This window comes from Microbacterium yannicii, from assembly GCF_024055635.1.
Taxonomy (GTDB): Bacteria; Actinomycetota; Actinomycetes; order Actinomycetales; family Microbacteriaceae; genus Microbacterium; species Microbacterium yannicii.
Genome location: NZ_JAMXMB010000017.1, coordinates 1 through 10013, shown reverse-complemented (window position 1 = coordinate 10013; position 10013 = coordinate 1). Strand labels below are relative to the sequence as shown.

The following is a 10013-nucleotide window of genomic DNA, read 5'->3' as shown; positions in this document are numbered from 1 at the left end:
GCAAGCTCCGGCCCCCACTGCGTGCGTACTACTTGACGGTGCCGCCCGCGGCGACGATCTTCTCCTCGGCGGAACCCGAGACCTTGTCGACCGACACGGTGAGCTTCACCGAGATGTCGCCGGTGCCGAGCACCTTGACCTTCTCGTTCTTGCGCACTGCACCCTTGGCGACCAGGTCGCCGACGGTGACGTCGCCACCGGCCGGGTACAGCTCCGCGAGCTTGTCCAGGTTCACGACCTGGTACTCGACGCGGAACGGGTTCTTGAAGCCGCGCAGCTTCGGGGTGCGCATGTGCAGCGGCATCTGGCCACCCTCGAAGCCCACCTTGACCTGGTAGCGGGCCTTCTGACCCTTGGTGCCACGGCCGGCGGTCTTGCCCTTCGAGCCCTCACCACGACCCACGCGGGTCTTCGGGGTGTTGGAGCCGGGGACCGGACGCAGGTGGTGCACCTTCAGCACGCCGGGGCGTGCAACGGGGGCATCCTTCTTGGGAGCGTCCTTCTTGGGAGCGGCAGCCTTCTTCGCCGGCGCAGCCTTCTTCGCAGGAGCCTTCTTGGGCGCCTTCTCAGCCTCGACGGCTTCGTTCTTCTCGGCCTTTTCAGCCATCAGTCGATCTCCTCAACCTTGACGAGGTGAGCGACGGTCCGGACGTAACCGCGCGTCTGCGCGTCGTCGGGACGGACGACCGAGTCGCCGATCCGCTTGAGACCGAGCGAACGCAGCGTGTCGCGCTGGTTCTGCTTCTCACTCACCTTGGACTTGACCTGCGTGACCTTCAGACGCGCAGCCATCAGACACCTGCCTTCGCAGCGGCCGCGGCCTCAGCCTCGGCACGGACGAGACGGGCGGGGGCGACCTGGTCGAAGTCGAGGCCACGACGCGCGGCGACCGCACGAGGCTCCTCGAGCTGCTTCAGGGCCTCCACCGTCGCGTGGACGATGTTGATCGTGTTCGACGAGCCCAGCGACTTCGACAGCACGTCGTGGATGCCGGCGCACTCGAGCACGGCACGCACCGGACCACCGGCGATGACACCGGTACCGGCAGCGGCCGGACGAAGCAGCACCACACCGGCAGCGGCCTCACCCTGCACCGGGTGCGGGATGGTCGAGCCGACGCGGGGAACGCGGAAGAAGTTGCGCTTGGCCTCTTCGACACCCTTCGAGATCGCCAGCGGCACCTCACGGGCCTTGCCGTAGCCGACGCCGACCACACCGTTGCCGTCGCCGACGACGACGAGCGCGGTGAAGCTGAAGCGACGACCACCCTTGACGACCTTCGACACACGGTTGATGGTGACGACGCGCTCGAGGAACTGGCTCTCGTTGCGGTCGCGGCCACCGCGGTCACCGCGGGTCTGGTTGCGTTCGCGTCCACCGCGGCGCGGCTCGCGCTCGCGCTCGGCGGGCGCCGTCGCGGCAGCCTCGGCCGGAGCCTCGGCAGCTGCCTGCTCGGTCACGATGTTCTCCTTGTTGTCACTCACAGGTTCAGACCTCCCTCGCGGGCGCCGTCGGCGATCGCCGCGACACGGCCCGCATAGCGGTTGCCGCCACGGTCGAACACGACGTCCGAGACACCGGCGGCCTTGGCGCGCTCCGCGAGGAGCTCGCCGACCTTGCGTGCCTTGGCGGTCTTGTCACCGTCGAAGGTGCGCAGATCGGTCTCGAGGGTCGAGGCCGAGGCCACGGTGTGGCCCTTGCTGTCGTCGACGACCTGCACGAAGACGTGGCGGGCCGAACGGGTGACGACGAGGCGCGGACGCAGCTCGGTGCCGACGACCTTCTTGCGCAGGCGGGCATGACGACGCGAACGCGCCTGAGTCTTTGTCTTGACAGCCATGGTTACTTACCACTCTTTCCGGCCTTGCGACGAACGACCTCGCCGGCGTACCGCACACCCTTGCCCTTGTACGGCTCGGGCTTGCGGATCTTGCGGATGTTCGCGGCGGCCTCGCCGACGGCCTGCTTGTCGATGCCCGAGACCGTGAGCTTGTTGTTGCCCTCGACGGTCAGGGTGATACCAGCGGGCGGGTCGACCAGGACGGGGTGCGAGAAGCCGAGAGCGAACTCGACCGCCGTGCCCTTCTGCGCGACGCGGTAACCCGTGCCGACGACCTCGAGGCCCTTGGTGTAGCCCTGGGTGACACCGATGATGTTGTTGTTGATGAGCGTGCGGGTCAGGCCGTGGAGCGAACGCGAGGCGCGCTCGTCGTCGGGACGGGTCACGACGACCTGTGCCTCTTCGACCTTGACTTCGATGGGGCTGGCCACGGTGAGCGTCAGCTCGCCCTTGGGGCCCTTGACGGCGACATCCTGGCCATCGACCGAAACGGTCACGCCGGCGGGGATGTCGATCGGAAGACGACCGATTCGCGACATGTCAGATCACCACACGTAGGCGAGGACTTCCCCACCCACGCCCTTCTGCTCGGCCTGGCGGTCCGTGAGGAGGCCAGAGGAGGTGGACAGGATCGCGACGCCGAGGCCGCCGAGGACGCGGGGGATCTCGGTCGACTTCGCGTACACGCGGAGACCGGGCTTCGAGACGCGCTTGATGCCGGCGATCGACCGCTCGCGGTTCGGGCCGTACTTGAGCGTCAGCGTGAGGGTCTGGCCGACGCGGGCGTCGCTGATCTCCCACGCGGAGATGTAGCCCTCGCGCTTGAGGATCTCGGCGATGTGGGTCTTGAGCTTGGAGCTCGGCAGCGACACAGAGTCGTGGTGCGCCGAGTTCGCGTTGCGCAGACGGGTCAGCATATCTGCGACCGGGTCTGTCATTGTCATTTGTTGATTCCTTTGTTCACGAGGTATCGGCTGCCGTTACACGCCAGACGACCTTCCATGATTGCCATATTCAGTTGTGTGCCCTTCGACGAGCTCAGGGACCGGGGTGTCGACAGGCTCAGCGGCTGAATGGTCGCTGAGCCTGTCGAAGCGTTACGCCTGCGCGTCGTCCGACTTGAACGGGAAGCCCAGGTGGCGCAGGAGTGCGCGGCCCTCGGCATCCGTCTTCGCCGACGTCACGATGGTGATGTCGAAGCCGCGGACGCGGTCGATCTTGTCCTGGTTGATCTCGTGGAACACGGACTGCTCCTGGAGACCGAACGTGTAGTTGCCGTTGCCGTCGAACTGCGCGCCCGACAGACCGCGGAAGTCGCGGATGCGGGGCAGGGCCAGGTTGACGAGACGGTCGATGAACTCCCACGCGCGGTCGCCCCGGAGGGTGACGTGCGCGCCGATGGCCTGACCCTCGCGCAGCTTGAACTGCGCGATGGACTTGCGGGCCTTGGTCACGACCGGCTTCTGGCCGGTGATCTTGGTGAGGTCGTCGACCGCGCCATCGATCACCTTGCTGTCGCGAGCTGCCTCGCCGACACCGGTGTTCACGACGACCTTGACCAGGCCGGGCGTCTGCATGACGTTGGCGTAGCCGAACTCGTCCTGCAGAGCCTTCTTGATCTCGCCGTTGTACTTCTGCTTCAGGCGGGGCTGGATCTTGCCAGCCTCCACGGCAGTGGTGGTGCTCATCAGAGGTCCTTGCCTGACTTCTTCGCGTAGCGCACGCGGACGGTGCGCTTCACGCCGTCCTTCGTCTGCTCCTCGACGCGGTGGCCGACACGGGTCGGCTTCTTGCTCGAGGGGTCGACGACTGCGACGTTGGAGATGTGGATCGGGGCTTCCATCGTCTCGATGCCGCCCGTCTTGGTGCCGCGCTGCGACTGGCCGACGCGGTTGTGCTTCGTGACGAAGTTCACACCCTCGACGATGACGCGGTTCTGGTCGGCGAGGACCTCGAGGACCTTGCCCTGCTTGCCGCGGTCGCCGCCCTTGTCCTGCTTCTTGCCAGTGAGGACCTGAACCAGGTCACCCTTCTTGATCTTGGCCATGGGGTCAGATCACCTCCGGAGCGAGCGAGACGATCTTCATGAACTTCTTGTCGCGAAGCTCACGACCGACCGGTCCGAAGATGCGGGTGCCGCGGGGCTCCCCGTCGCTCTTCAGGATGACGGCGGCGTTCTCGTCGAACTTGATGTAAGAGCCGTCGGAACGACGGGTCTGCTTGACGGTGCGGACGATGACGGCCTTGACCACATCGCCCTTCTTGACGTTGCCGCCCGGGATCGCGTCCTTGACGGTGGCCACGATGATGTCACCCACGCCGGCGTACCGGCGGTTCGAGCCGCCGAGAACGCGGATGGTGAGCAGCTCCTTGGCGCCCGTGTTGTCGGCGACCTTGAGGCGGGACTCGTTCTGAATCACTTGGCCTTCTCCAGGATCTCGACCAGACGCCAGCGCTTCGTGGCGCTCAGCGGGCGGGTCTCGTTGATGAGCACGAGGTCACCGATACCCGCCGAGTTGCCCTCGTCGTGCGCCTTCACCTTGGAGGTGCGGCGGATGACCTTGCCGTACAGCGGGTGCTTCACGCGGTCCTCGACCTCGACGACGATGGTCTTGTCCATCTTGTCGCTGACGACGTAGCCGCGGCGGGCCTTGCGGTAGCCGCGGGCGTGGACGTCGCGCACATCGTGCTCGGACGACTCGTGACCCTTGGTCTCGACCGCGTCGGCGGCCTTCTTCGTGTCAGCCATTACTCGGCCTCTTCCTTCGCGGCCTGGTCAGCGGCATCCGCCTTCTTGGCCTTCGTCTTCTTCGCCTTCGTCGCCGTCTCCAGCGGTGCGGGCGTGGCACGGATGCCGAGCTCGCGCTCACGGATCACGGTGTAGAGCCGCGCGATGTCGCGCTTGACCGCACGGATGCGGCCGTGGCTCTCGAGCTGGCCGGTGGCCGACTGGAAGCGCAGGTTGAACAGCTCTTCCTTGGCCTTGCGCAGCTCCTCGACGAGGCGCTGGTCTTCGAACGTGTCGAGCTCGCTCGGAGCGAGCGTCTTGGTGCCGATCGCCATTACGCGTCGCCCTCCTCGCGCTTGATGATGCGTGCCTTCAGGGGCAGCTTGTGGATTGCGCGGGTCAGGGCCTCACGAGCGAGTTCCTCGTTGACGCCGGCGACCTCGAAGAGGACGCGACCCGGCTTGACGTTTGCGACCCACCACTCGGGCGAGCCCTTACCGGAACCCATGCGGGTCTCGGCCGGCTTCTTGGTGAGCGGACGGTCGGGGTAGATGTTGATCCACACCTTGCCGCCACGCTTGATGTGACGCGTCATCGCGATACGAGCGGACTCGATCTGACGGTTGGTCACATACGCGGGCGTCAGAGCCTGGATGCCGAACTCGCCGAAGGAGACCTTCGTGCCGCCGGTGGCCTGGCCGGAGCGACCCGGGTGGTGCTGCTTGCGGTACTTGACCTTGCGGGGAATAAGCATTACGCCGATGCTCCTTCTGCGACGGGGGCCTCGTTGCGACGGTCACCACGGTCACCGCGGTCGCCGCGGGGGCCGCGACGGTCGCCGCGATCGCGCGCCGGCTTCTGGTTGGCCTGCTCGCGAGCGAGCTCCTTGTTGGTGAGGTCGCCCTTGTAGATCCAGACCTTCACGCCGATGCGGCCGAAGGTGGTCTTCGCCTCGTAGAACCCGTAGTCGATGTTCGCGCGCAGCGTGTGCAGCGGCACACGACCCTCGCGGTAGAACTCCGAACGGCTCATCTCGGCGCCGCCGAGGCGGCCGGAGACCTGGATGCGGACGCCCTTGGCGCCGGCGCGCTGCGCGCCCTGCAGGCCCTTGCGCATCGCGCGGCGGAACGCCACGCGAGCGGTGAGCTGCTCGGCGATGCCCTGCGCGACGAGCTGAGCGTCGGCCTCGGGGTTCTTGACCTCGAGGATGTTCAGCTGGATCTGCTTGCCGGTGAGCTTCTCGAGGTCGGCGCGGATGCGCTCGGCCTCGGCGCCGCGACGTCCGATCACGATGCCCGGGCGGGCGGTGTGGATGTCGACGCGGACGCGGTCACGGGTGCGCTCGATCTCGATGTTGCTCACGCCGGCCCGGTCGAGCTGGGTCTGCAGGAGCTTGCGGATCCGGATGTCCTCGGCGACGTAGTCGGCGTAACGCTGACCCGGCTTCGTCGAGTCCGAGAACCAGCGCGACACGTGGTCGGTCGTGATGCCGAGGCGGAAGCCGTAGGGGTGGACTTTCTGTCCCATTACTTGCTCGCCTTCTTGCTCTTGGCAGCCGGCGCCGTGTCGGTGACCTCGGGGGTCGACAGCACGACGGTGATGTGGCTGGTGCGCTTCTTGATCTGGAAGGCACGACCCTGCGCGCGGGGGCGGAAACGCTTGAGCGTCGTGCCCTCGTCGACGTACGCGTTGGCCACGTACAGGTCCTGCTCGTCCAGGTACTCGCCGTCCTTGTCTGCCTTCACGCGAGCGTTCGCGATGCCGGCGGCGACGAGCTTGTAGATCGGCTCGCTCGCGCTCTGCGGCGCGAACTTGAGGATGGCCAGGGCCTCCTCGGCCTGCTTGCCCTTGATGAGCGCGACGACACGACGAGCCTTCTGAGGGGTCACGCGGATGTGTCGCACGCGTGCGATGGACTCCACCATTTCTCTCTCCTCTGCCCCCGCGTCAGCGGCGGCGGCCCTTCTTGTCGTCCTTCACGTGGCCGCGGAAGGTGCGGGTGGGCGCGAACTCGCCCAGTTTGTGGCCGACCATGGTCTCGGACACGAACACGGGGATGTGCTTGCGTCCGTCGTGCACGGCGATGGTGTGACCCAGCATGGCCGGGATGATCATCGAACGGCGCGACCAGGTCTTGATGACGTTCTTGGTGCCGGCTTCGTTCTGGACGACGACCTTGCGAAGCAGGTGCTCGTCGACGAAGGGGCCCTTCTTAAGGCTGCGAGGCATCTTCCTCTACTCCTACTTCCGCTTCTTGCCGGCGTTGCGACGACGGACGATGTACTTGTCGCTTTCCTTGTTCGCGTGGCGGGTGCGGCCTTCGGCCTGACCCCACGGCGAAACCGGGTGACGACCACCGGAGGTCTTACCCTCACCACCACCGTGCGGGTGGTCGACGGGGTTCATCGCGACACCGCGGACGGTCGGGCGGATGCCCTTCCAGCGGTTGCGACCGGCCTTGCCCCAGTTGATGTTCGACTGCTCGGCGTTGCCGACCTCGCCGACGGTCGCGCGGCAGCGCGCGTCGACGTTGCGGATCTCGCCCGAGGGCAGACGCAGCTGGGCGTAGGGGCCGTCCTTCGCCACGAGGCGAACCGACGTGCCGGCCGAGCGCGCCAGCTTCGCGCCGCCGCCGGGGCGGAGCTCGATGGCGTGGATCACGGTACCGGTGGGGATGTTCTTCAGCGGCAGGTTGTTGCCCGGCTTGATGTCAGCCGACGCCCCCGACTCGACGATGTCGCCCTGCGCCAGCTTGTTCGGCGCGAGGATGTAGCGCTTCTCGCCGTCGAAGTAGTGCAGGAGCGCGATGCGCGCGGTGCGGTTGGGGTCGTACTCGATGTGAGCGACCTTGGCGTTGACGCCGTCCTTGTCATTGCGACGGAAGTCGATGACGCGGTACTGGCGCTTGTGGCCACCACCGATGTGACGCGTGGTGATGCGGCCCTGGTTGTTGCGGCCACCGGTCTTGCTGAGCGGGCGGAGGAGCGACTTCTCAGGCGTCGATCGGGTGATCTCGGCGAAGTCGGCCACCGACGAGCCGCGGCGACCCGGGGTCGTGGGCTTGTACTTGCGAATAGCCATATCTCTAGTCCTCTATCCCGACCGTCAGCCGACTGCCGTGAAGATGTCGATGGTGCCCGACTTCAGGGTCACGATGGCGCGCTTGGTGTCCTTGCGCTTGCCGGTGCCGAAGCGGGTGCGACGGGCCTTGCCCGTGCGGTTGAGCGTGTTGACCGCTGCGACCTTGACGCCGAAGATCTTCTCGATCGCGAGCTTGATCTCGGTCTTCGAAGCGCGGGGGTCCACCAGGAAGGTGTACTTGCCCTCGTCGATGAGCCCGTAGCTCTTCTCGGAGACGACCGGCTTCAGGATGATGTCGCGCGGGTCCTTGTTGACGGCGGTCATGCCGAGACCTCCTCGGTGGCGGCGGTCTTCGAAGCGACGAACGCGTCGAGGGCGGCCTTGGTGAAGACGATGTCGTCCGAGACGAGGACGTCGTACGCGTTCAGCTGGTCGAACGGCAGCACGTGGGCGAACGAGATGTTGCGAACGCTCAGCACGGTGACGTCGTCCTCGCGGTCGACGACGACGAGCACGTTCTTGGTCGCGTTGACGCTGGCGAAGACCGCTGCTGCGGTCTTGGTCGAGGGCGCGCCCTCGATGCCGAACGTCTCGACGACGTGCAGACGCTCACCACGAGCACGGTCGCTGAGCGCGCCCAGGAGGGCGGCGGCGATCATCTTCTTGGGGGTGCGCTGCGAGTAGTCGCGCGGCTTCGGGCCGTGCACGATGCCACCGCCGGTCATCTGAGGCGCGCGGATCGAGCCCTGGCGGGCGTTACCCGTGCCCTTCTGCTTGAAGGGCTTGCGGCCGGCGCCCGAGACCTCACCGCGACGCTTGGTCGAGTGGGTGCCCTGGCGAGCCGCCGCGAGCTGCGCGACGACGACCTGGTGGATGAGCGGGATGTTCGTCTTGACGTCGAAGATCGAAGCCGGCAGTTCGACGGAACCAGCCGTCGTGCCGTCTGCCTTCAGGACGTCGAGCGCGAGAGTCGAGTCAGCCATGAGATCAGGCACCCTTCACTGCGTTGCGGACGTAGACGATGCGGCCACGAGCACCGGGGACGGCGCCCTTGACGAGCAGCAGACCCTTCTCGGCGTCGACGGCGTGCACCTTGAGGTTGAGGACGGTCACGCGCTCGCCACCCATACGGCCGGCCATGCGCATGCCCTTGAAGACGCGGCTCGGCGTCGACGAGGCGCCGATCGAGCCGGGCTTGCGGTGGTTGCGGTGCGCACCGTGCGAAGCGGAGACGCCCTTGAAGTTGTGGCGCTTCATGACACCCGCGGTGCCCTTGCCCTTGCTGGTGCCGACGACGTCGACCAGCTGGCCGGCCTCGAACGTGCCGTCCACCGTGAGCTCCTGACCGAGTGAGTAGTCAGCAGCGTCCGCGGTGCGGACCTCGGTGAGGTGACGGCGCGGGGTGACACCCGCGGCCTCGAAGTGGGCCGTGAGGGGCTGGTTCACCTTGCGGGGGTCGATCTGGCCGTACGCGATCTGGACAGCCTTGTAGCCGTCCTTCTCGGGCGTACGCACCTGCGTGACCACGTTCGGTGCGATCTCGATGACGGTGACGGGAACGAGCTTGCCGTTCTCGTCCCACACCTGGGTCATGCCGAGCTTGGTGCCCAGCAGTCCCTTGGAAACCTTGTTGTTGATGTCAGCCATGTCGAACCTCAGAGCTTGATTTCGATGTTGACATCGGCCGGGAGGTCGAGACGCATCAGCGAGTCGACAGCCTTGGGCGTCGGGTCGACGATGTCGATCAGACGCTTGTGGGTGCGCATCTCGAAGTGCTCGCGGCTGTCCTTGTACTTGTGGGGAGAACGGATCACTGCGATCACGTTCTTCTCCGTCGGGAGGGGCACGGGGCCCACGACCGTCGCGCCCGCACGGGTCACGGTGTCGACGATCTTTCGTGCCGACGAGTCGATGACCTCATGGTCGTACGACTTCAGGCGAATGCGGATCTTCTGTCCCGCCATTGTCTGCTCACTCTCTTTCTCGCGTCATACCCCAGTGGCATTGGACGCACGTGGCGCTCTGCGCCTGGCACTTGCGCACCGCTGTTCTGCTGTCAATCCGGGTGCCGCGCCGATGCGCTGCTCCCGGCATCCGTTCTCCGCTTGCGCGCGAAGCATGGCTCCGCTGTGGGTGGATTCGAGATGTGGTGGTTCTGCTGCCCGCGGCCTAGGACTCTGCGCGTTGCGCCTGCCTATGCACTGCCCTGGCAGTGATCCGACGCACGCCAAGAGGGGCGTCGGAATGTGGAACCTCACTAGTCTACGTGCAGCCCGGGCGTGTCGCAAACTCGGGCGTGTCGCGACGCGAGTATGCTCGGCCGTTTCCCAGACGCGGGCAGACGAGAGGGCGGTCGCGCTGTGC

The 10013-nt window shown here is 66.5% G+C and carries 20 protein-coding genes; all 20 read right to left on the bottom strand.

Annotated features, from left to right (window positions below; translation table 11 throughout):
- Positions 1-28: 28 nt before the first annotated feature.
- Complete coding sequence (gene rplO, locus NCG93_RS07970) at positions 29-607, bottom strand: 50S ribosomal protein L15 (RefSeq protein WP_241741889.1); 579 nt, start codon at positions 605-607, stop codon at positions 29-31.
- Complete coding sequence (gene rpmD / locus NCG93_RS07965) at positions 607-792, bottom strand: 50S ribosomal protein L30 (protein WP_018171461.1); 186 nt, start codon at positions 790-792, stop codon at positions 607-609. The genes rplO and rpmD overlap by 1 nt, the downstream gene beginning before the upstream one ends.
- Positions 792-1484 (bottom strand): 30S ribosomal protein S5, encoded by a 693-nt coding sequence (rpsE, locus tag NCG93_RS07960; RefSeq protein WP_194414495.1) that lies wholly within the window; start codon positions 1482-1484, stop codon positions 792-794. The genes rpmD and rpsE overlap by 1 nt, the downstream gene beginning before the upstream one ends.
- Positions 1481-1840 (bottom strand): 50S ribosomal protein L18, encoded by a 360-nt coding sequence (rplR, locus tag NCG93_RS07955; RefSeq protein ID WP_163618859.1) that lies wholly within the window; start codon positions 1838-1840, stop codon positions 1481-1483. Before rplR ends, rpsE begins: the two co-directional genes overlap by 4 nt.
- A gap of 2 nt (positions 1841-1842) precedes the next feature.
- Positions 1843-2379 carry a 50S ribosomal protein L6 gene (gene rplF, locus NCG93_RS07950; RefSeq protein WP_194414496.1) on the bottom strand — a complete coding sequence of 179 codons (537 nt, stop codon included), beginning with the start codon at positions 2377-2379 and terminating at the stop codon, positions 1843-1845.
- A 6-nt stretch (positions 2380-2385) separates the two neighbouring features.
- Positions 2386-2784, bottom strand: a complete 399-nt coding sequence (rpsH, locus tag NCG93_RS07945; RefSeq protein WP_194414497.1) for a 30S ribosomal protein S8 — start codon at positions 2782-2784, stop codon at positions 2386-2388.
- Positions 2785-2937: 153 nt separating this feature from the next.
- The gene (gene rplE / locus NCG93_RS07940; protein ID WP_194414498.1) at positions 2938-3528 is read right to left on the bottom strand and encodes a 50S ribosomal protein L5; all 591 of its coding nucleotides are present in this window, start codon (positions 3526-3528) and stop codon (positions 2938-2940) included.
- Entirely contained in the window at positions 3528-3887 is a 360-nt protein-coding gene (gene rplX, locus NCG93_RS07935) for a 50S ribosomal protein L24 (RefSeq protein ID WP_194414499.1), read from the bottom strand. The genes rplE and rplX overlap by 1 nt, the downstream gene beginning before the upstream one ends.
- Positions 3888-3891: 4 nt before the next feature.
- On the bottom strand, positions 3892-4260 hold the full coding sequence (gene rplN, locus NCG93_RS07930) for a 50S ribosomal protein L14 (protein ID WP_194414500.1): 369 nt from the start codon (positions 4258-4260) through the stop codon (positions 3892-3894).
- A complete protein-coding gene (rpsQ, locus tag NCG93_RS20085) occupies positions 4257-4589 on the bottom strand; it encodes a 30S ribosomal protein S17 (protein ID WP_194414501.1) in 333 nt (110 codons plus the stop codon). The genes rplN and rpsQ overlap by 4 nt, the downstream gene beginning before the upstream one ends.
- The gene (rpmC, locus tag NCG93_RS07920) at positions 4589-4903 is read right to left on the bottom strand and encodes a 50S ribosomal protein L29 (RefSeq protein ID WP_194414502.1); all 315 of its coding nucleotides are present in this window, start codon (positions 4901-4903) and stop codon (positions 4589-4591) included. The genes rpsQ and rpmC overlap by 1 nt, the downstream gene beginning before the upstream one ends.
- Complete coding sequence (rplP, locus tag NCG93_RS07915; protein ID WP_018171451.1) at positions 4903-5322, bottom strand: 50S ribosomal protein L16; 420 nt, start codon at positions 5320-5322, stop codon at positions 4903-4905. The genes rpmC and rplP overlap by 1 nt, the downstream gene beginning before the upstream one ends.
- Positions 5322-6095: a 30S ribosomal protein S3 gene (gene rpsC / locus NCG93_RS07910; protein ID WP_194414503.1), complete on the bottom strand. Its 774-nt coding sequence runs from the start codon at positions 6093-6095 to the stop codon at positions 5322-5324. The genes rplP and rpsC overlap by 1 nt, the downstream gene beginning before the upstream one ends.
- On the bottom strand, positions 6095-6493 hold the full coding sequence (rplV, locus tag NCG93_RS07905) for a 50S ribosomal protein L22 (RefSeq protein ID WP_194414504.1): 399 nt from the start codon (positions 6491-6493) through the stop codon (positions 6095-6097). The genes rpsC and rplV overlap by 1 nt, the downstream gene beginning before the upstream one ends.
- A 22-nt stretch (positions 6494-6515) precedes the next feature.
- On the bottom strand, positions 6516-6797 hold the full coding sequence (gene rpsS, locus NCG93_RS07900) for a 30S ribosomal protein S19 (protein ID WP_045275479.1): 282 nt from the start codon (positions 6795-6797) through the stop codon (positions 6516-6518).
- 12 nt (positions 6798-6809) lie between these two features.
- Positions 6810-7649 carry a 50S ribosomal protein L2 gene (gene rplB, locus NCG93_RS07895; RefSeq protein ID WP_194414505.1) on the bottom strand — a complete coding sequence of 280 codons (840 nt, stop codon included), beginning with the start codon at positions 7647-7649 and terminating at the stop codon, positions 6810-6812.
- Between the two features lie 24 nt (positions 7650-7673).
- Positions 7674-7973 (bottom strand): 50S ribosomal protein L23, encoded by a 300-nt coding sequence (rplW, locus tag NCG93_RS07890; RefSeq protein WP_045301485.1) that lies wholly within the window; start codon positions 7971-7973, stop codon positions 7674-7676.
- Positions 7970-8632, bottom strand: a complete 663-nt coding sequence (rplD, locus tag NCG93_RS07885; RefSeq protein WP_194414506.1) for a 50S ribosomal protein L4 — start codon at positions 8630-8632, stop codon at positions 7970-7972. Before rplD ends, rplW begins: the two co-directional genes overlap by 4 nt.
- 4 nt (positions 8633-8636) lie before the next feature.
- On the bottom strand, positions 8637-9296 hold the full coding sequence (gene rplC / locus NCG93_RS07880) for a 50S ribosomal protein L3 (RefSeq protein WP_194414507.1): 660 nt from the start codon (positions 9294-9296) through the stop codon (positions 8637-8639).
- 8 nt (positions 9297-9304) lie between these two features.
- Positions 9305-9613, bottom strand: coding sequence for a 30S ribosomal protein S10 (gene rpsJ, locus NCG93_RS07875; protein ID WP_106816553.1), 309 nt, complete (start codon positions 9611-9613; stop codon positions 9305-9307).
- Between the last annotated feature and the right edge of the window lie 400 nt (positions 9614-10013).